This window comes from Streptococcus sp. 9.1(2021), from assembly GCF_030466425.1.
GTDB lineage: Bacteria > Bacillota > Bacilli > Lactobacillales > Streptococcaceae > Streptococcus > Streptococcus wuxiensis.
In genome coordinates this window covers 268,578-287,325 of the sequence record NZ_JAGQFU010000001.1, presented here as the reverse complement: position 1 = coordinate 287,325, position 18,748 = coordinate 268,578, and the positions used below count along the sequence as shown (strand labels likewise).

The 18,748-nt window shown below is 40.0% G+C and carries 21 protein-coding genes and 3 pseudogenes; 4 read left to right on the top strand and 20 right to left on the bottom strand.

The features are described 5' to 3' along the window. Positions 1–216: 216 nt before the first annotated feature. The 11 genes and pseudogenes from KBU52_RS01415 to KBU52_RS01370 all read right to left on the bottom strand — a co-directional run bounded on the left by KBU52_RS01415 (position 217) and on the right by KBU52_RS01370 (position 7,746). Positions 217–1,035, bottom strand: coding sequence for an aminoglycoside 6-adenylyltransferase (locus KBU52_RS01415; RefSeq protein WP_254724075.1), 819 nt, complete (start codon positions 1,033–1,035; stop codon positions 217–219). Positions 1,036–1,051: 16 nt separating this feature from the next. Next, a pseudogene (locus KBU52_RS08850) lies at positions 1,052–1,269 on the bottom strand (GNAT family N-acetyltransferase); the annotation flags it as partial. A gap of 66 nt (positions 1,270–1,335) precedes the next feature. Next, positions 1,336–1,710: a GNAT family N-acetyltransferase gene (locus tag KBU52_RS01410; RefSeq protein WP_254724074.1), complete on the bottom strand. Its 375-nt coding sequence runs from the start codon at positions 1,708–1,710 to the stop codon at positions 1,336–1,338. A 63-nt stretch (positions 1,711–1,773) separates the two neighbouring features. After that, positions 1,774–1,995: pseudogene (locus KBU52_RS01405) on the bottom strand (hypothetical protein); the annotation flags it as partial. Further along, positions 1,994–2,500: pseudogene (locus tag KBU52_RS01400) on the bottom strand (aminoglycoside 6-adenylyltransferase); the annotation flags it as partial. The pseudogenes KBU52_RS01405 and KBU52_RS01400, both read right to left, overlap by 2 nt. Beyond that, the gene (locus KBU52_RS01395; protein WP_254724073.1) at positions 2,490–3,032 is read right to left on the bottom strand and encodes a hypothetical protein; all 543 of its coding nucleotides are present in this window, start codon (positions 3,030–3,032) and stop codon (positions 2,490–2,492) included. The pseudogene KBU52_RS01400 and the gene KBU52_RS01395, both read right to left, overlap by 11 nt. Before the next feature lie 49 nt (positions 3,033–3,081). After that, positions 3,082–3,489, bottom strand: a complete 408-nt coding sequence (locus tag KBU52_RS01390; protein ID WP_254724072.1) for a YkvA family protein — start codon at positions 3,487–3,489, stop codon at positions 3,082–3,084. Between the two features lie 33 nt (positions 3,490–3,522). Further along, positions 3,523–5,466, bottom strand: a complete 1,944-nt coding sequence (gene parE / locus KBU52_RS01385) for a DNA topoisomerase IV subunit B (protein ID WP_254724071.1) — start codon at positions 5,464–5,466, stop codon at positions 3,523–3,525. 146 nt (positions 5,467–5,612) lie between these two features. After that, complete coding sequence (locus KBU52_RS01380; RefSeq protein ID WP_254724070.1) at positions 5,613–6,455, bottom strand: amino acid ABC transporter substrate-binding protein; 843 nt, start codon at positions 6,453–6,455, stop codon at positions 5,613–5,615. A 9-nt stretch (positions 6,456–6,464) separates the two neighbouring features. Beyond that, on the bottom strand, positions 6,465–7,094 hold the full coding sequence (locus KBU52_RS01375; RefSeq protein ID WP_254724069.1) for an amino acid ABC transporter ATP-binding protein: 630 nt from the start codon (positions 7,092–7,094) through the stop codon (positions 6,465–6,467). Between the two features lie 10 nt (positions 7,095–7,104). Next, positions 7,105–7,746, bottom strand: coding sequence for an amino acid ABC transporter permease (locus tag KBU52_RS01370; RefSeq protein ID WP_254724068.1), 642 nt, complete (start codon positions 7,744–7,746; stop codon positions 7,105–7,107). A gap of 215 nt (positions 7,747–7,961) precedes the next feature. Here KBU52_RS01370 and plsY point away from each other — a divergent pair, with 215 nt between their 5' ends. Continuing rightward, positions 7,962–8,603: a glycerol-3-phosphate 1-O-acyltransferase PlsY gene (gene plsY, locus KBU52_RS01365; RefSeq protein WP_049495867.1), complete on the top strand. Its 642-nt coding sequence runs from the start codon at positions 7,962–7,964 to the stop codon at positions 8,601–8,603. Between the two features lie 30 nt (positions 8,604–8,633). Here plsY and KBU52_RS01360 read toward each other — a convergent pair whose 3' ends face one another. From KBU52_RS01360 to KBU52_RS01320, 9 genes are all read right to left on the bottom strand, one after another. Beyond that, on the bottom strand, positions 8,634–9,590 hold the full coding sequence (locus KBU52_RS01360; protein ID WP_254724067.1) for an ABC transporter permease: 957 nt from the start codon (positions 9,588–9,590) through the stop codon (positions 8,634–8,636). Positions 9,591–9,592: 2 nt separating this feature from the next. Continuing rightward, positions 9,593–10,651, bottom strand: a complete 1,059-nt coding sequence (locus KBU52_RS01355) for an ABC transporter permease (protein WP_254724066.1) — start codon at positions 10,649–10,651, stop codon at positions 9,593–9,595. Next, the gene (locus KBU52_RS01350; RefSeq protein ID WP_006148713.1) at positions 10,644–12,179 is read right to left on the bottom strand and encodes an ABC transporter ATP-binding protein; all 1,536 of its coding nucleotides are present in this window, start codon (positions 12,177–12,179) and stop codon (positions 10,644–10,646) included. The genes KBU52_RS01355 and KBU52_RS01350 overlap by 8 nt, the downstream gene beginning before the upstream one ends. Positions 12,180–12,319: 140 nt before the next feature. Beyond that, on the bottom strand, positions 12,320–13,375 hold the full coding sequence (locus tag KBU52_RS01345; protein WP_195183300.1) for a BMP family protein: 1,056 nt from the start codon (positions 13,373–13,375) through the stop codon (positions 12,320–12,322). 90 nt (positions 13,376–13,465) lie between these two features. Beyond that, a complete protein-coding gene (locus tag KBU52_RS01340; RefSeq protein WP_004253174.1) occupies positions 13,466–13,855 on the bottom strand; it encodes a cytidine deaminase in 390 nt (129 codons plus the stop codon). Continuing rightward, the gene (deoC, locus tag KBU52_RS01335) at positions 13,842–14,504 is read right to left on the bottom strand and encodes a deoxyribose-phosphate aldolase (protein ID WP_254724065.1); all 663 of its coding nucleotides are present in this window, start codon (positions 14,502–14,504) and stop codon (positions 13,842–13,844) included. The genes KBU52_RS01340 and deoC overlap by 14 nt, the downstream gene beginning before the upstream one ends. A 17-nt stretch (positions 14,505–14,521) precedes the next feature. Further along, complete coding sequence (locus KBU52_RS01330; RefSeq protein WP_254724064.1) at positions 14,522–15,805, bottom strand: pyrimidine-nucleoside phosphorylase; 1,284 nt, start codon at positions 15,803–15,805, stop codon at positions 14,522–14,524. Further along, positions 15,802–16,392, bottom strand: coding sequence for a class I SAM-dependent methyltransferase (locus tag KBU52_RS01325; RefSeq protein ID WP_134805404.1), 591 nt, complete (start codon positions 16,390–16,392; stop codon positions 15,802–15,804). Before KBU52_RS01325 ends, KBU52_RS01330 begins: the two co-directional genes overlap by 4 nt. A 107-nt stretch (positions 16,393–16,499) precedes the next feature. Continuing rightward, complete coding sequence (locus KBU52_RS01320; RefSeq protein WP_254724063.1) at positions 16,500–16,778, bottom strand: 1,4-dihydroxy-2-naphthoate prenyltransferase; 279 nt, start codon at positions 16,776–16,778, stop codon at positions 16,500–16,502. Positions 16,779–16,901: 123 nt separating this feature from the next. On the opposite strand from KBU52_RS01320, the gene coaA reads away from it, so the two are divergent. The 3 genes from coaA (at position 16,902) to KBU52_RS01305 (ending at position 18,701) form a co-directional block, all read left to right on the top strand. After that, the gene (coaA, locus tag KBU52_RS01315) at positions 16,902–17,822 is read left to right on the top strand and encodes a type I pantothenate kinase (RefSeq protein WP_006148720.1); all 921 of its coding nucleotides are present in this window, start codon (positions 16,902–16,904) and stop codon (positions 17,820–17,822) included. 52 nt (positions 17,823–17,874) lie between these two features. Beyond that, positions 17,875–18,123, top strand: a complete 249-nt coding sequence (rpsT, locus tag KBU52_RS01310) for a 30S ribosomal protein S20 (RefSeq protein WP_029689886.1) — start codon at positions 17,875–17,877, stop codon at positions 18,121–18,123. Between the two features lie 65 nt (positions 18,124–18,188). Next, positions 18,189–18,701: a DNA topology modulation protein gene (locus tag KBU52_RS01305; RefSeq protein WP_254724062.1), complete on the top strand. Its 513-nt coding sequence runs from the start codon at positions 18,189–18,191 to the stop codon at positions 18,699–18,701. The last annotated feature ends 47 nt before the right edge of the window (positions 18,702–18,748 follow it).

The following is an 18,748-nucleotide window of genomic DNA, read 5'->3' as shown; positions in this document are numbered from 1 at the left end:
CCGTGTTCAGTTACCTCTAGTAACCAAACTATCCTTTCTGTAGTTTAAAATACGTTTTAAAAGATGCGTCAGGAGTTTCCACCCAGTATTTAGGGCGTGTTCAACTCCTTTCAAAGAATGTAGAGTAGGTTTTACAGAGTAAAGGAAATTAGTTACCCTCAGTAACCAAACGTCCCTTTCCGTAGTTTAATCTTTTAAGTTTCGTTCTTTATTTTTTTAATGATTTAGAAGGTTTTCCTCAGCATATCTCATCATCTTCTCAGCCACTTCTTTTTCATACTTAAAGTCCATCTTTTGAGCAAGGCTTTGAGCTTCCTGATGGAAAAGTTGCATCGTAGCCGATAAAGATTGAATGATTTTGTCTAAACTCGAGAAATCAAGCAGATTTGAGAATTCCTTCTCCTTCTCAGCAGTCAAGTAGTTAAAGAGATACTTGTAGTTTTTACCGATGTCGACTGCTTCTCTATCACTTGCCACCTGCCAAGCTAAGATTTTCAAGAGTTCTTGCTGGCAAATACCGTAGAGATGGTCAGTCGCATAGATGAGCTGATTACGACAAATTCCTTTGACCACGTAAGTTGACACCCACCAAAATTCATTGCAAGATTTGTCAAAGTCAGTCGCACTGGCTGGTGCCGTCCAATAGCGCTGAGGACTTGGAGAATAAGTCTCAAAAATCCCCTTCTTATCTTCTAAAACTGTGAAGCCCGCCTCACTATCCACCCACTCGTTGATGTAATCTTTAGGACAGAGGGTTAAATCAATCCGATTGCCATCTTCAAATAGCATGAGGTAGAGACGACGGTTGCCTAGGATATTATGCTGCTCAATGATACGAGCGCCAAACTGGTCCAACCAAGCAAGATTACTTGTTAGAGTATCTAAGTCGTCTACAACATAGACTATGTCGTAATCCTGAAACTCATCTTTTGGAGCTTTTGTATCCGTTCGTGAACCAGATAAAGCGACAGCCTCGACTTTTAAACTTTCAGCTATTTGTAAAATCAGATTCATCATTTCAGTTTCAGTTCTCATGGGAATACCTGCCTTTTTAGTGGAAACTCTTGATTCTGTAGAGGACATGTCTATAAAGCGGACTGTCTGCTGGAACTTTTTCATTATCAAATTCTTTGACAAATTCCATGCTCAGTTTTTGCATGACTTTTTGCGAAAGTTGATTGAGTAAGGATGTAAAAGAGTAAACTTCTAACAAGCCAGCTTGCTGAAAAGCAAAGTCTAGACAGGCTTGGCAGCCTCCGTCGCATAACCATCTTGGCTAGTTCAAGCGAATCTGTCAGACCCAATTTGTTGTCAAGCGTCATTGGCTGTCTCCTTTCATTCAGATTTTCTAAATCCTGTACCAACAGGCTTAAAACTTATTGACCGATAAAATCCATCTGCTTCAGATATTAATTCAATCCGTGTCAAAGGATATTTTTTGTGGATCTCCTCAATCAGCTGCTGCCCCAGTCTTTTTCTACGGTGGCATTTATCAATAACTATTTCAGCTAAAAAGGTCGTCATCACTTCATCTGTCAAGTAGCGGGCAAAACCAAGGATTTTCTGGTTCTCTTCAACTACCAAGTAATGGGACAGATTTGTTGAAAATAATGATGTCACTTTTTCCTCTGTAAAAGAAATCCATTTTTCATTTTGATAAAGGGCATAAATAGCTTGACAATCTTTTGTGCTTGCAGGTCTGATTATCATTCTCTACTCCTTTCAAATCCGATGCGACCACTAACAATTTTTTAACTCAAATTTAGTTATATTCTAGTTGCTCTCCGTCGCTTCTTCCCTCGCCTTCTTAGGTGGCTTGCGTTTTTTATAGCGGCTGCGGATGGTGTTGAGGGGGTCGCGAAAATTGACCATGTGAGTTCTTTCGGGATAAGCATAAGCACCGATGGCAGTATAGTCCACAAGGAAATCATAGATTTCCTGCAGCTTGAGGCGGACGGTCTTATTCTGGCTGGGAACCTTGCCCTTGAGCTCAGTCGGTCGCATAGATGACTTGTTTTCGATAAATCCCTTTAACTACGTAAGCTGACACCCACCAAAATTCATTACAAGTTTTTTCAAAATCCGTCTCACTAGCTGGGCTTGTCCAGAAACGCTGAGGACTGGGAGAATAAGACTCAAACAAATCCTTCTCATCTACTAAAACTGTATAATCAGCTTCGCTAGCTACCCACTCGTTAATGTGTTCTTTAGGACAGAGGGTTAGGTCAATGCTTTTCCCATCTTCGAAAAGCATGAGGTAGAGACGTCGATGTCCAAGAGTAACCTCTTGCTCAATGACGCGTTTACCGAACTGGTCCAGCCAAGAAAGGTCATTCGTTAGAGTGTCTAAGTCGTCCACAACATAGACTACGTCGTAATCCTGAAACTCATCTTTTGGTGCTTTTGTATCAGTACGTGAACCAGATAGTGCCACAGCATCAACTTGTAACTTTTTAGCTGTTCCTAAAATCAGTTCAAGCATTTCCTGGTCAGTTCTCATGTGGTTCTTCCTCAGTGGTCTCTATGTTCTGAATAACAGCATCTTCATTTCTTTGCTTAAGAAGTTTCTGAACTCTTTTTCTTTCAAGTTCTCCGACTATAAATTGGATAATAGAACTGATTCCAAAAAGTGGTAATAGAAATAGAATTCCCATTTCTTCAGTCAGCATTAAAAAGAGGAAGTTAATAATCGAAAATATTGCTAAAAACCAGGCATTTATCTTAAGAAATTTTGAGTAACCACTAGGATAATGTTTGATATGTTTATTGCTCTTATAAATAGTTGTGAATCCAAAAGCAAGGCTCACTGGTGTGAAAATATAAAAGTCAAAAACATAGAAAAGCAAACCTGCATAAGGATTAGACCTTAAAGGATTATCAAATAAAAAGACACCTGTGGTTACTATAGTTAATAGTAAGAATTCAAGAAAGCGAATTTTCTCAGGTTTTCCTGGTTTAGCAATCATATATGTAACTGCGCCTAGTACCAAGACTATCACAAGAAAAGGAGTATCAAACAATAAACTGATCATGATTTACACCTCTTTTAGAAAGCTAAAATTAAGAAATATAGACGATTTTTCAGATCAATCCTTGAGACTGACGCCATTTATCATAGGTTTCAATGTCTGTTTTGACCATATTCATACAAAGTCCCACAACAGCCATATCATCCAAGAAACCTGCTAACGGAATAAAATCTGGAATAATGTCAATTGGGGAAAGGAAATAAATAAGTGCGCTTAAAACGGCTAAAATAGTCCCATAAGGAACCGTGGTGTATTTCCCTTGAACATAATTTTTCACTAAAGAAATCATGACTGGGATCATTGTAAATTTCTTACCAACCAATGGCATCTCTTTAATTTTTTGCTCCAAACGGTACAAAAAATCATCTAATTCATCTTTATCGTTTAATAAGGCCTCAGATTGCGCATAGCCACTTTCAAGAGCTTCTTTCACTTGCTCTTCACTTAGATTTTCAGACATATCTTGTCCTCCATTTGTATTTATATCCTAATTTTAAAACACTGTCGCTTCTTCCAACGTAAACTTGACATTATCTTCAATCCACTTACGGCGTGGTTCGACCTTGTCACCCATGAGGACATTGACACGACGTTCTGCGCGTGCTAAGTCTTCAATCGTGACACGAATGAGGGTACGAGTTTCTGGGTTCATGGTTGTTTCCCAGAGCTGGTCCGCATTCATTTCACCAAGACCCTTGTAGCGTTGAAGGGTAGCACCTTTACCGAACTGCTTGCGAAGTTCTTCTAGCTCGCCATCCGTCCAAGCGTAGGCCACTTCTTCTTTCTTTCCTTTACCTTTGGACATCTTGTAAAGAGGAGGAAGGGCAATATAGACATGTCCTGCCTCGACTAAAGGACGCATGTAGCGATAAAAGAAGGTTAAGAGAAGGGTTTGAATGTGGGCACCATCGGTGTCCGCATCGGTCATGATAATGATCTTGTCATAGTTGGCATCTTCAAGGGAGAAATCTGCCCCAACACCAGCACCGATGGTATAAATCATGGTGTTGATTTCTTCGTTTTTGAGGATATCTGCCATCTTGGCCTTGGCTGTATTGATGACCTTACCACGAAGAGGCAAAATAGCCTGAAACTTGCGGTCACGACCTTGTTTGGCAGAGCCACCGGCAGAATCACCCTCGACTAGGTAGAGTTCATTCTTAGCTGGGTTTTTAGACTGGGCTGGCGTTAATTTACCAGAAAGCAATCCCTTGTCTTTTTTGTTTTTCTTGCCATTGCGGCTCTCATCACGCGCTTTACGGGCTGCTTCACGGGCATCACGAGCCTTGATAGCTTTACGAATCAGATTTGAAGCCAGTTCCCCATTTTCCATAAGGAAGAAAGTCAGTTTTTCAGCAACAATACTATCAACGATTGGACGAGCTAGTGGACTTCCAAGTTTGTCCTTAGTCTGTCCTTCAAACTGAAGATGTTCTTCCGGAACCAAGATAGAAAGAACAGCCGCCAATCCTTCACGGTAATCTGATCCTTCAAGATTTTTATCTTTTTCTTTGAGAAGGCCTGTCTTACGGGCATAGTCATTCATAACCTTGGTAATGGCTGACTTGAGTCCTGTCTCATGCGTTCCACCGTCTTTGGTACGGACGTTATTGACAAAGGATAAGATGTTATCTGAAAAGCCATCATTATACTGAAGGGCTACTTCTACTTGAAAACCATTGTCTTCCCCTTCAAAGTATAGAACTGGTGTCAAGGTTTCCTTGTCTTCGTTGAGGTAGGAAACAAAGTCCTGTACCCCGTTCTCATAATGGAACTCGATTGCTTCATCTGTTCGCTTGTCCGTTAATGACAAGGTTACATTCTTCAAGAGAAAAGCTGACTCATTGAGACGCTCTGAAATGGTATTGTACTTAAAGTCTGTCGTAGAAAAGATACTGGCATCAGGCATGAAGGTCACTTTGGTGCCTGTCTTAGACTTAGGTGCAGTCCCAACCTTTTCTAGAGTGGTAACTGGTTTGCCTCCATTCTCAAAACGCTGTCTATAAACTGCTCCATCACGAGTAATTTCTACCTCTAACCAACTAGAGAGGGCATTGACGACAGAAGATCCAACCCCGTGGAGACCTCCTGATGTCTTATATCCACCCTGACCGAATTTTCCTCCGGCGTGAAGGATGGTAAAGATAACCTCAACCGTTGGAATTCCCATAGCGTGCATTCCAGTCGGCATTCCACGTCCGTGGTCTTGAACCGTTAAACTTCCGTCTTTATTAATGGTTACATCAATCCGGTCACCAAATCCAGACAAGGCCTCATCGACAGCATTATCGACGATTTCCCAGACAAGGTGGTGGAGACCAGCACCGTCAGTCGATCCGATATACATCCCTGGACGTTTACGGACCGCATCCAACCCTTCTAACACCTGAATGGCATCATCATTATAATTGTTAATATTGATTTCCTTTTTTGACACAAGGAACCTCCTATTTGTTCATCTTTACTATTTTACAGGTTTTCTAGGGATTTTGCAAAGTTTTTCTAGTTAAAAAGCCTATTCCCAAGTATTTTTAGCAAAAACATCACCTAGTTATACCAAAAAAAGAAACCAAGATAAAAATCTTAGTTTTCTTTTCCTTTAATTTGATTTGTAGTCACATCTTCACCAAACCATTTCTTGCTTATTTCTTGGAATTTACCTTCTTGATAGAGTTCTTCAAAAGCTTTATTCAAATTTGCTAACAAGGTCTTATCAGCTGGTCTCACACCAACTGCAAAAGACTCACTCTCAAAACCAGCAGGAAAAATCTCATACTTGTCTAAAATTCCTTCAGTTTCAAGATAATAATTGGCGTACACACGGTCAATTAAAAGGGCATCAATCCGATCATTTTGCAAGTCAATCAAAGCTTCGTTAAAACTCTGATATTGGTTGGCTTTTTGATCTTTTACAATGTTTTTCAAGAGTTCTGGCTGAGCTTCGAAATCTATATAACCAGAAGATCCTGCCTGGGCACCCAAAACCTTGCCTGTCATATCAGACACTGATTGTATATTCTGAGATTTCTTAGAGACTAGAACCTGCTGATTTTCCATGTAAGGAATGGTAAAAGCAACCTTCTCACGGCGTTCATCAGTCGCTGAATATCCATTCCAGATAGCATCAATAGTGCCGTTTTGAAGTTCGGTTTCCTTCATGTCCCAATCAATGGGTTGAAACTGTACCTTGAAACCAAGTTTCTCAGAAACAGCCTGTGCTAAATCAATGTCAAATCCAGCATATTGCCCATTCTTTTCTTCAAAGCCCATGGGAACAAAGGTATTGTCAAACCCGATGGTAATGGTACCCTGTTCTTGGTATTTGTCCCAATTATCGACTTTGGGATCACTAGCTTTTTGTGTGCATCCTACCAGGAAAAAAGCCAGAAAGAATACAAAAACAAGGCTGATTTTCTTTCGATTCATAGATACCTCCTACTTAGGCTCTACTTTGAGAATCTGGTCAGCAATATTCTCTGCAAACTGGAGATCGTGAGTCACAACAATCTGAGTCATGCCTAATTCTCGATTTTGTAGAATCAGTTTTTCAACCTCGAGACGCAACTCAGGGTCAAGGGCTGAAGTTGGTTCGTCATAGCCAATCACTTCAGGATCTATCATCATAGCACGCGCTAAGGCAACCCGTTGCTTTTGACCACCAGATAATGAGAATGGATAAGCATCCGCATGAGCTTCGAGCCCCAGACGAGCGAGTAAGTCGGTTGCCTTCTTCTTGGCATCTGCTTCAGACATGCCCATAGTCTTGATGGGTGACAAAATCAAGTTCTCAATAACGGATAAGTGAGGAAATAGCTGAAAATCTTGAAACACAAAACCTAATAAGTGACGCTTTTCAAGTTCATCCAAAGGTAGGGATTCTCCATTATAAAAAATCTCACCTGAATCAATGGTTTCAAGTCCAGCCAACATTCTAAGCAAGGTTGTCTTCCCACCACCAGAAGGTCCAACAATAGCCAAAATCTGCTTTTCAGGAATTGTTAAATTGAAATTGGATAAAATTTCTTTTTTTCCAAACTTTTTGCTGATATTTTTTAACTCTAACATGGATAATCTCCTATCTATAGTAGCTAAACTTTTTCTCAAGTTTCTTAGCTAGGATTGTAACGATACCAATCATAAGCAGATAGATAGCTCCTGCTAGAAACATTGGAATCAAGCTCGCATCACGATTGGCGGCTGTACGACTAGCTAGGATTAAATCTGAAATACCGAGTGCATAGACCAAAGAAGTATCTTTAACCAAACTCATAACCTCGTTAAATACACTTGGTAAAACAATCTTAGTTACTTGTGGCAAGATAATATAGCGGACGGTATCGATAGGTTTGAATTTCAAAACCTTAGCTGCTTCATATTGTCCTTGAGGAATCGTTGCAATCCCTCCACGGAATATTTCTGCAAAATAGGCTGCATAATTAAACGTAAAGGCAATAATCGCTGCTGGCACCCGATCAAGTCGAATTCCGATACTTGGGAGGACATAATAAATAAAAATCAACTGCAAGAGCAATGGTGTACCACGCATCACCCAGATATAAACATCAATCATGTAATGGAGGGGTTTCCAATGGACCTGTAAGCAAAAGGCAACCAAAATACCTAAAGGAATTGAAAAGAGTAAGACCAGTGCAAATACTTGTAAAGTCATTGTCGCACCGCTCAATAAACTAGGTAATATCTCAAATAAGTAAGACATATTCCACCTCCTAAAAATAATTGTTCCTATTATAGCATAAATAAACACAAAATCAAGTTTTCAGAAATTTTCATGAATTTTTAAAACTTTAGCCTTTATTTTTGAATAAAAATAGTACTCATGAAAAACTTATCAACTTTGGCAAAGTATCAGATGTCACAGCTAGTAAACAGATTCAGTTCCGTTTCTCTCCTAATTCATGGTATAATAGAAACATGATGACAATAGTATTATTAATTTTAGCTTATTTATTGGGTTCAATTCCTTCAGGCTTGTGGATTGGACAAATATTCTTTAACATCAATCTAAGAGAACATGGATCTGGGAATACTGGAACGACCAATACCTTCCGAATCTTAGGCAAAAAAGCTGGAATGGCAACCTTTGTAATTGATTTCTTTAAAGGTACTTTGGCCACTCTACTTCCACTAATCTTCCATGTGCAGGGAGTTTCACCAATCGTCTTTGGGCTTTTAGCAGTCATCGGCCACACCTTCCCTATCTTTGCCAAATTTAAGGGTGGTAAGGCTGTTGCAACCAGCGCAGGAGTTATTTTTGGTTTTGCTCCTCTCTTTTGCCTTTACCTTGCAGTCATTTTCTTTGGAATTCTTTATCTAGGAAGTATGATTTCCCTCTCTAGTATCTCTGCTGCTATTGCTGCAATTATTGGCGTCCTTCTGTTTCCTCTCTTTGGATTTATTTTAACTAGTTATGACCTACTTTTTACTGTGATTATTATTGGTCTTGCAAGTCTAGTAATTGTACGCCACAAGGACAATATCAAACGTATCCAAAATAAAACAGAAAATCTCATTCCTTGGGGACTTAACCTAACGCACCAAGAACCAAAAAAATAAAACGTCAGTTTCAACTGACGTTTTTTTCTGTTATTTAGACTTGATATAGTTGATACCATCTGCCTTCGGCGCAACAGCTTTACCAAAGAAGGCTGCTAGGACGACAATGGTCAAGAGGTATGGTGCGATTTGCAAGTAAACGGCTGGTACTCCTTGCAAGAATGGAAGCTGAGAACCGATAACTGCCAAACTTTGTGATAGCCCAAAGAAAAGACTTGAAAGCATAGCACCAACAGGATTCCATTTACCAAAGATCATGGCTGCAAGAGCGATAAAGCCAGGTCCTACGATAGTTGTAACTGAGAAGTTGACGGAGATTGACTGAGCGTAAATAGCTCCTCCGATTCCTCCAAGGAAGCCTGAAATCACAACTCCAAGATATCTCATCTTGTAGACATTGATACCCAAAGTATCTGCTGCTTGTGGGTGTTCACCAACTGAACGAAGGCGAAGTCCAAAGCGAGTCTTAAAGAGGATAAACCAAGCTAGGAATGAGAAAGCAATTGCTAGGTAACCTAGTAGACTAGTTGACTTGAAGAAGATATCTCCGATAACAGGGATATTAGCTAATACCGGGAAGTCAAAACGACCAAAAGTTTGCGTTAAGTTATCCGTTTGTCCCTTATTATAAAGCACCTTCACCAAGAAAACTGCCAAGGCTGGCGCCATCAAGTTAAGCACAGTACCACTGACGACATGGTCTGCACGGAAATGAACTGTAGCTACTGCGTGAACGAGCGAGAAGATAGCTCCGACTAATCCACCAACTAGAAGAGCTAACCAAGGAGTTAATGCTCCCAAATCTTGAGCAAATTCAAGGTTAAAAACAACTCCAGAAAAGGCACCCATGACCATGATTCCTTCAAGACCAACGTTAACAACTCCACCACGTTCTGAGAAAACTCCTCCGATACTTGTGAAAATAAGTGGTGCTGCATAAATCAACATCGAAGAAACCATAAGGGTTAACATTGTTGTAATCGACATCCTTATTTACCTCCTTTAAGTTGTCTTCTTGGTTTGACAAAGCGTTCGATGATGTAGTGAACGCTGACAAAGAAGATAATTGAGGCTGTAACGATACTTACAAGCTCAGATGGTACTTGTGCAGCATTCATACCAGGGGCTCCAACTTGAAGAACACTGAAAAGGAAGGCTGCAAATAGAATTCCAACTGGTGAGTTTGAAGCAAGTAGGCTTACTGCCATACCGTTAAATCCTATTGCCAATGATGAACCTTGAACATAAACGTTTTGGAAGGTACCAAGTCCTTCTACTGCGCCACCAAGTCCTGCAAGCGCACCAGAAATAATCATTGATAGAATAATGGTACGTTTTGCAGAAATACCTGCATATTCAGAAGCATTTGGGTTTAATCCAACTGCACGAATTTCAAAACCAAGAGTTGTCTTCTTAAGCATGAACCAGATAACCGCTACTGCTATAATAGCAAAGAAAATTCCAATGTTCATACGAGAATTTCCAGTTAACTCAGCAAGCCATGGTGTCTGATAGGTTGCATTTGCACTAACACGAATGGATGAGTCAGTACTTTGCATGATTTCTTTAGGGAAGTGATGAATAAAGGCATTGCCCACATAAAGAACAATGTAGTTCATCATGATGGTTACAATAACTTCAGATGTCCCAAGGTAGGCTCTTAAAATACCAGGAATAGCACCAACGATTCCTCCTGCAACTAAGGCAATTACAATCGTCGCAAGAATCATCAATGGTCGTGGCAAATCTGGGAAAGAGAGGGCGAACCAGCCACTCATAACCCAACCTGCGAGAGCTTGTCCTGGAAGACCAACGTTAAAGAAACCAGCACGACTTGCAACTGCAAATCCAAGGGCAATCAGAATTAAAGGTCCCATAGCACGGAAGATTTCACCGATTCCACGAACACTACCAAATGCTGTGTAGAACAGTTCTTCATAGCCCCAGATAGCATCGTAGCCGAAAATCCACATGACGATGGCTCCGAGTAGAATTCCTAAAATAACAGAAATCAAAGGAACCGAAATTTGTTGTAATTTTTTAGACATCACTCTTCTCCTTTTCCAATTCACCACCAGCCATCAAGACACCAAGCTCTTGCTTGTTGGTTGTTTCTGGCGTTACAATCCCTTGAATCTTACCATCATGGATAACAGCAATTCTATCAGAGACATTTAGAATCTCATCTAGTTCAAAGCTGACTACAAGGACAGCTTTCCCATTATCACGCTCTTGAATCAAGCGTTTGTGAATGTACTCAATAGCACCGACGTCCAAACCACGAGTAGGTTGACTGACGATTAGGAGATCAGGATTTCGATCGACTTCTCGAGCGATAATTGCTTTTTGTTGATTTCCTCCAGAAAGAGCTGATGCTGGAACAATCTCACTAGCAGCACGCACATCGAATTCTTGCATTAACTGTTTAGCGTACCCGATGATATTGGTGTAGTTTAAGATTCCCTTCTTGCTAAGAGGTTCCTTATAGTAGGTTTGAAGAGCGATATTTTCAGAAATCATCATTTCTAAAACTAAACCATCACGGTGGCGATCTTCTGGAACGTGGCCTACACTCATTTCTGTAATTTGACGAGGGTGTAAACCTACGATAGACTGGCCTTTCAACTCCACGCTACCAGACTCAATCTTACGAAGACCAGTGATAGCTTGGATTAATTCAGATTGACCATTTCCATCAATACCGGCAATTCCGACAATCTCACCAGCTCGAACATCGAGTGAGAGATTTTTAACAGCAGGAACACCACGGTTTTCGTTTACTACTAGGTCTTTAATAGACAGAATAACTTCTTTAGGTTGAGCTTCCTGTTTCTCAGTTTTAAAGGAAACAGAACGTCCTACCATCATCTCAGCTAAGTCAGCATTAGTCGCACCAGCAATCTCAACTGTTTCAATAGATTTACCACGACGGATAACTGTAACACGGTCAGATACAGCACGAATCTCATCCAACTTATGGGTAATCAAGATAATTGATTTACCTTCTTTAACCAAGTTCTTCATGATAGCCATCAACTCATCAATTTCTGATGGCGTCAAAACAGCAGTAGGTTCGTCAAAGATAAGAATATCAGCTCCACGATAAAGTGTCTTTAGGATTTCAACACGTTGTTGAGCGCCGACAGAGATGTCTGCAACTTTGGCAGAAGGATTCACAGCAAGGCCATAACGTTCAGACAACTCATTGATTTCTCGAGTTGCACGAGCAATATCTAGCACACCATTTTTGGTCAATTCACTCCCCAAAATGATATTTTCAGCAACAGTGAAAGCTTCTACCAACATAAAGTGTTGGTGGACCATCCCAATTCCTAAGCTAGCCGCTTTTGATGGCGAATCTAGCTTTACAACTTGACCGTTGACCACAATTTCACCACTAGTTGGTTCTAGAAGCCCCGCTAGCATGTTCATAAGAGTGGACTTACCAGCTCCATTTTCTCCTAAAAGTGCATGAATTTCACCTTTACGAAGTTCAAGGTTAATCTTGTCGTTAGCGACAAATTCACCAAAAACTTTGGTAATTTCACGCATTTCAATGACATTTTCGTGTGCCATGTGCTCTTCCTTTCAGAGTTTTATTTTGTTTCAATAAAACCTACTAAAGAAACTTAGCAAGCTCTATTGAGACAAAACCATTTGTCTCAATTCTTAAAGAAGCGGCCACTGGCCGCTTCCTAAGAAATGACTTCCTTCAATTATTTTTCAGGAACTTTGATGCTACCATCAAGGATTTTAGCTTTTGCATCTTCAACAGCTTTTTTACCTTCTTCAGAAAGGTTTGTCACTGCCAAGTCAACACCTTTATCCTTCAATGAGTAAACGATAACTTGACCGCCAGGGAATTCACCTTTTTCAGTCTTGTTTGAGATATCTTGAACTGTTGTTCCAACTTGTTTCAATGTAGAAGCAAGCACGAAGTTAGCTTCTTTACCGTCTTTAGAAGTGTATTTACCTTCATCAACTTGGTCACGGTCTACACCGATAACCCAAACTTTTTCGTCTTCATTTTTACTTTCGTTCAATGATTTAGCTTCAGAGAAGACACCTGCTCCAGTACCACCAGCTGCTTGGTAGATAACGTCTGCACCGGCAGCGTATTGAGCTGCAGCGATTGTTTTACCTTTAGCCGCATCACCAAATGATCCAGCATAGTCTACTTGAACCTTGATAGATGGGTCAACTGACTCAACACCAGCTTTAAAACCAGCTGCGAAACGAGAAATAACTTCAGATTCCATACCACCTACAAAACCAACCTGTTTAGTTTTTGTAGTTTTAGCAGCTGCAACACCTGCAAGGTAAGCTGCTTCGTTGTCTGCGAAAGTAACGCTAGCAACGTTCTTTTGATCTTTAATCACATCGTCAATCAAAACATAGTTTTTATCTGAATGTTCTTTTGCTGCTTCTTCAACAGCGTTGTGAAGGGCAAAACCAACACCGAAAATCAAGTTGTAGCTTCCAGCTGCTTGGTTCAAGTTGTTAGCGTAATCAGCTTCACTTGTTGATTGGAAGTAAGTGTAACCATTGTCTTTTGAAAGGTTGTGTTCTTTACCCCAAGCTTGAAGACCTTCCCAAGCTGATTGGTTAAATGATTTATCATCAACACCACCAGTATCTGTAACGATAGCTGCTTTAGTCTTCACATCAGAAGAAGATGAAGCTGCGTTACGAGAAGAGCGATTACCACATGCAGCAAGTCCAAATGCTGCTACTGCAACTAGACCAAGGCCTAGCCATTGTTTCTTGTTCATTACTGAACCTCCTAAATAAGATGCGCAACTAAGTTGCAAGTATGGATTGATTGGTCACAAGGACCCTTGCCACTCAGAGAGTGACACAGACTATTGTAAGTCTGTAAAAGAATATGGAAGTAATTCCCCGACCGTCATCTCGACCGTCGTTTTATCTTTGGCGACTAGAGTCACCTTTAGATCTGGTTTAAAAAATTCGACCATAACTTGGCGACAAGCACCGCAAGGCGAAATTGGTTTTTCAGTTTGACCATAGACAATCAATTCTGAAAAGTCTCGTTGTCCTTCAGAGACCGCCTTAAAGATTGCAGTTCTTTCGCCACAGTTGGTCAAGGGGTAGCTAGCATTTTCAATGTTAACCCCTGTATAGATACTTCCGTCCTTGGCTACCAAAACAGCGCCAATCGGAAAATGTGAATAGGGAACGTAAGCTTTCTTACTAGTTTCAATCGCTAATTCAATCAACTCAGTAGTCGCCATCAGCTAATTCTCCTTTTAAGATTGCAACACCAGAAGATGTTCCAATTCGAGTAGCTCCTGCTTCAACAAAGGCAACTGCATCTGCATAAGAACGAGCTCCACCAGCTGCTTTGACCCCCATATCAGGACCAACTGTCTGACGCATTAATTGAACATCTGGCAAAGTTGCTCCACCTGTTGAGAAACCTGTAGAAGTCTTGACAAAGTCTGCACCAGCTTTTTGAGCAAGTTGGCAAGCCAGAACTTTTTCTTCATTCGTTAACAAACAAGCTTCAATAATAACCTTAACCAATTTGTCTCCACTTGCTTCAACAACTGCTCGAATATCTGATTCGACCAAGTCAGCATTCCCAGACTTAAGCGCTCCAACATTGATAACCATATCAATCTCATCAGCACCATTTTGGATGGCTTCTTTGGTTTCATAGGCTTTGACAGCTGAAGTTGTAGCTCCAAGAGGAAAACCTACAACTGTACAAACCTTGACATCAGTATCTGTTAGACCTGCTTTTGCATGCGAAACCCAGCAAGGATTCACACAAACACTGGCAAAATCGTACTCTCTTGCTTCAGATAGCAAACGATCGATTTGTTGTTCGGTTGCATCTTGTTTTAAAAGCGTATGATCAATGTATTTATTTAATTTCATTTCGGATTTTCCTTAAATTAGGAGATAATTTCGATGATTTCACGCATTTTTAGCGTTTCATCACTCATTTTAATTTTAACATATTTTTGGAAATCTGTAACTAGTTCCGGAGAAATTTTGCCATTTGCATATACTTTTGCGACAATTTCACCTTTTTTGACTGATTCTCCAACTTTCTTCTCAAAAACAATTCCTGTTTCATAATCAAGAGCATCTGTTTTGACTGCACGACCAGCACCTAATCTCATAGCGAAAAGACCGAACTCCATGGCTGGCAGTGACTCAATAACACCATCTTCATGAGCAGGAATTTCTACCACATGATCAACTGTTACAGGTCGATAAAGATCTTCTAAATCTCCACCTTGAGCGAGGACCATCGCTTCGAATTTCTTGAGGGCCTGACCATTTTCAAGATGTTGCCTTACTTCCTCAACTGTTTTTTCAACATTTGCCAGAGAAAGCATAATCTGAGCTAACTCACAGATAAAGTGACTAATATCCTCGCGTCCTTTACCCTGAAGAATTTCTAGTGCTTCTAGAATTTCCAAGCGATTCCCAATGGCACGTCCCAAAGGTTGACTCATATCCGTAATGACTGCTACTGTCTTGCGACCAACAGCTTTTCCGAGATTCACCATGGTTTGAGCCAGTTCTCGCGCCTCGTCGACTGTTTTCATAAAGGCACCTTCACCGACAGTAACATCCAGCAAAATAGCATCCGACCCAGCTGCAATCTTTTTACTCATGACAGAACTAGCAATCAAGGGGATGGTATCAACTGTTGCTGTCACATCACGTAGTGCATAGAGCAACTTATCCGCTTTGACTAGTTGGTCAGATTGACCAATAACTGAAACCCCGATATCCTGAACCTGTTTGATAAAGTCATCCTGACTGCGTTCGACTTGAAATCCTTTAATGGACTCTAATTTATCAATTGTTCCACCTGTGTGCCCCAGACCTCTACCACTCATCTTTGCAACTGGTACGTCAAAACTAGCTACCAAGGGTGCTAGGATTAAAGTTACCTTGTCACCAACACCACCCGTAGAGTGTTTATCAACCTTGATACCTTCAATAGCAGATAAATCAAATTCCTGACCTGTCTTGACCATGTTCATAGTCAAATCGGAAATCTCTCTAGTGGTCATACCTTTAAAATATACAGCCATAGCAAAAGCAGACATTTGATAATCTGGAACAGTTCCAGCTACATAGCCTTCTACCAACCATTGGATTTCATTGGAACTGAGTTCTTGTCCGTCTCTTTTTTTCTGGATTAGATCTACTGCTCTCATTCTTTCACACTTCTAAGGATATAATATCCCTTGTCTTTCTTCACAACCTCACAATTACCAAAGACTTCTTCCATCTTGTTTTTGGCACTAGGAGCTCCTTGTTTTTTCTGGATAACAATGGTCAAATCTCCACCATCCATAAGATAATCAATACTTTTCTCGATGATTTCATGAACGACCTGCTTGCCTGCACGAATGGGCGGATTCGAAATGACATGATCGAATTGACCTTCTACCTGCTCATAAATATTGGACTGGAAGATAGTCGCTTGAACATTGTTTTTTACTGCATTTTGCTGGGCTAAATCCAGGGCACGATTATTGATATCCACCATGGTCGCTTGGGCACCATAAGCTTTAACCAAAGACAAACCTATTGGACCGTAGCCACAACCAACATCAAGGATTTTTTCATCTTTTTCGACATCTAGACACCTTAACAATAACTGACTTCCGAAATCAATCATTTTTTTACTAAAGACACCAGCATCTGTCAAAAAGGTCATCTTTTGCCCAAGTAGCTCAACTCTAAGTTCATGAACATCATGGGCTGCATCTGGATTTTCTGCATAATACATTTTACTCATAGTTTCATTTTACCACATAAATAAGTTAATTGTAAATCGTTTACATGACAACCAAGGCTTCTCTTTGTCATTAATTCGTAGGAAAATAATATAAGTTGAATTTCCTTTTAGGGACCGAGCAAGTAAGAACCCAATGCCATAGTGATAGCAAAGGAAAAAATACAGGCTAGACCAAACAAGAAAAGCCACCATTTTCTTGTTAAAATGGCGAGAATCAAGTAGATAAAACCAATGATTGGTAGCAAGAACAACAAGACAAAGGCAGACCAACTACAGGTTTGACTTCCTAAACTCACAGTAAACTCAATTAAAGTCGGAGATAACCACAGAATCACAATCAGTAAGCTAGTCAGTTTTAGGATTTTATCATTCACCACTAGTCTCATAACATCACCTCTTTTGATGTTTATTCTACCTCTATTCTAACAAAGAAAGCGCTTTTTCTCAAATGATTCAGATGTCTTTCTTTGTAAATTATGGTATACTGAGATATCAAACGAGGAAATTTTATGACCAACGAATTTATACATTATGAAAAAATCAGTCGCGGAACTTGGCAATCTTTACATCGTAAGACAACACCTCCTTTAACCGAGGAGGAATTGGATTCGATTAAGAGTTTTAATGACCAGATTAGTCTCCAAGATGTAACAGATATTTACCTGCCGCTAGCTCATCTGATTCAAATCTACAAACGCTCCAAAGAAGACCTAGCCTTTTCAAAAGGGATTTTCCTCCAAAGGGAGAGTAAAAATCAGCCATTTATTATCGGAATTTCAGGTAGTGTCGCTGTTGGCAAATCAACTACTAGCCGACTCTTACAAATTTTGCTTTCCCGTATTTTTCCAGAAGCAAGTGTTGAATTAGTGACAACTGATGGCTTTCTGTATCCTAACAGCATCTTAAATGAGCGAAACATCCTAAACCGAAAAGGTTTCCCTGAGAGTTATGATATGGAAAGCTTGCTCGATTTCCTTGATCAACTTAAAAACGGTCAGGATGTAGATATCCCCGTTTATTCTCACGAAATCTACGATATCGTACCTGATAAAACACAAAGAGTTCAAGCAGCAGATTTTGTCATTGTAGAAGGTATTAATGTCTTTCAAACACCACATAACAGCCGTCTTTATATTACAGACTTCTTCGATTTTTCAATCTATGTAGATGCTGCAGTCGAGGATATCGAGAGCTGGTATTTGGACCGTTTCTTGAAACTTCTTAGCTTTGCACAAGATGATCCAAACAACTATTACTATCGTTTCACCCAGCAACCAATTAGTGAAGTCAAAGATTTTGCCCATCAGGTTTGGACAAGTATTAATTTGACCAATCTACAAAACTACATCGAACCAACCAGAAATCGGGCTGAAGTCATTCTTCATAAATCTAAAAATCATGAAATTGATGAAATTTATTTAAAAAAGTGATTTCCCCTTGTCAAAATAATAGTTTTCAGATATAATGGTATAGTTAGTAAATATGGAGGTAAGAACATTGGCAAACATTAAATCAGCTATCAAACGCGCTGAATTGAACGTTAAACAAAACGAAAAGAACTCAGCTCAAAAATCAGCTATGCGTACTGCTATCAAAGCTTTTGAAGCAAACCCATCTGAAGAACTTTACCGTGCTGCTAGCTCAGCCATCGATAAAGCAGAAACTAAAGGTTTGATCCACAAGAATAAAGCTAACCGTGATAAAGCACGTCTTGCAGCTAAACTTGGTTAATCTTTAACTGGATACAAAATGAGCTCTTCGGAGCTTTTTTTGTACACATTTTTCTGGAGGTTATCATGAAAATTGCTATTATAGGATATTCAGGCTCAGGTAAATCTACTCTGGCAGAAAAACTTTCCAGCTACTACTCCATTCCTAAACTCCATATAGACCGATTGCAATTTCAGCCTGGGTGGCAAGATAGCGACCACGATTGGATGTTAAAGGAGATGAAGACTTTCCTTTCTAAACATGAGGATTGGGTTATCGACGGCAACTATAGCTGGTGTTGCTACGAGGAAAGAATGGAGCAAGCTGATCAGATTATCTTTTTAAACTTCTCAGCATGGAATTGTTTAGCAAGAGCCTTTAAACGCTATCTAAGATACAGAGGAAAAGTTAGAGAAAGTATGGCAGACGGTTGTCCTGAACGTTTTGACTGGGAGTTTATCCGCTGGATTCTTTGGGATGGACGAACGAAAAATGCAAAGGATAGATACCAATACTTAAACAAAACATACCCTAAGAAGATGCGCATTCTCCATTCTCAAGCAGAGATTGATTATTTCTTGCAATCTCTTAAAAAATAGACGATAGAGCAACATTTCATTAAGGTCACAGTATGGACTGAATGACT

What these genes read in the sequence shown, in the direction of transcription:
- KBU52_RS01415 (WP_254724075.1), bottom strand. Translation starts at nt 1,035, where the DNA reads ATGAGAACTGAAACTGAAATGATGAATCTGATTTTACAAATAGCTGAA.
- KBU52_RS01410 (WP_254724074.1), bottom strand. Translation starts at nt 1,710, where the DNA reads ATGATAATCAGACCTGCAAGCACAAAAGATTGTCAAGCTATTTATGCC.
- KBU52_RS01395 (WP_254724073.1), bottom strand. Translation starts at nt 3,032, where the DNA reads ATGATCAGTTTATTGTTTGATACTCCTTTTCTTGTGATAGTCTTGGTA.
- KBU52_RS01390 (WP_254724072.1), bottom strand. Translation starts at nt 3,489, where the DNA reads ATGTCTGAAAATCTAAGTGAAGAGCAAGTGAAAGAAGCTCTTGAAAGT.
- KBU52_RS01380 (WP_254724070.1), bottom strand. Translation starts at nt 6,455, where the DNA reads ATGAATCGAAAGAAAATCAGCCTTGTTTTTGTATTCTTTCTGGCTTTT.
- KBU52_RS01375 (WP_254724069.1), bottom strand. Translation starts at nt 7,094, where the DNA reads ATGTTAGAGTTAAAAAATATCAGCAAAAAGTTTGGAAAAAAAGAAATT.
- KBU52_RS01370 (WP_254724068.1), bottom strand. Translation starts at nt 7,746, where the DNA reads ATGTCTTACTTATTTGAGATATTACCTAGTTTATTGAGCGGTGCGACA.
- plsY (WP_049495867.1), top strand. Translation starts at nt 7,962, where the DNA reads ATGATGACAATAGTATTATTAATTTTAGCTTATTTATTGGGTTCAATT.
- KBU52_RS01360 (WP_254724067.1), bottom strand. Translation starts at nt 9,590, where the DNA reads ATGTCGATTACAACAATGTTAACCCTTATGGTTTCTTCGATGTTGATT.
- KBU52_RS01355 (WP_254724066.1), bottom strand. Translation starts at nt 10,651, where the DNA reads ATGTCTAAAAAATTACAACAAATTTCGGTTCCTTTGATTTCTGTTATT.
- KBU52_RS01350 (WP_006148713.1), bottom strand. Translation starts at nt 12,179, where the DNA reads ATGGCACACGAAAATGTCATTGAAATGCGTGAAATTACCAAAGTTTTT.
- KBU52_RS01345 (WP_195183300.1), bottom strand. Translation starts at nt 13,375, where the DNA reads ATGAACAAGAAACAATGGCTAGGCCTTGGTCTAGTTGCAGTAGCAGCA.
- KBU52_RS01340 (WP_004253174.1), bottom strand. Translation starts at nt 13,855, where the DNA reads ATGGCGACTACTGAGTTGATTGAATTAGCGATTGAAACTAGTAAGAAA.
- deoC (WP_254724065.1), bottom strand. Translation starts at nt 14,504, where the DNA reads ATGAAATTAAATAAATACATTGATCATACGCTTTTAAAACAAGATGCA.
- KBU52_RS01330 (WP_254724064.1), bottom strand. Translation starts at nt 15,805, where the DNA reads ATGAGAGCAGTAGATCTAATCCAGAAAAAAAGAGACGGACAAGAACTC.
- KBU52_RS01325 (WP_134805404.1), bottom strand. Translation starts at nt 16,392, where the DNA reads ATGAGTAAAATGTATTATGCAGAAAATCCAGATGCAGCCCATGATGTT.
- KBU52_RS01320 (WP_254724063.1), bottom strand. Translation starts at nt 16,778, where the DNA reads ATGAGACTAGTGGTGAATGATAAAATCCTAAAACTGACTAGCTTACTG.
- coaA (WP_006148720.1), top strand. Translation starts at nt 16,902, where the DNA reads ATGACCAACGAATTTATACATTATGAAAAAATCAGTCGCGGAACTTGG.
- rpsT (WP_029689886.1), top strand. Translation starts at nt 17,875, where the DNA reads ATGGAGGTAAGAACATTGGCAAACATTAAATCAGCTATCAAACGCGCT.
- KBU52_RS01305 (WP_254724062.1), top strand. Translation starts at nt 18,189, where the DNA reads ATGAAAATTGCTATTATAGGATATTCAGGCTCAGGTAAATCTACTCTG.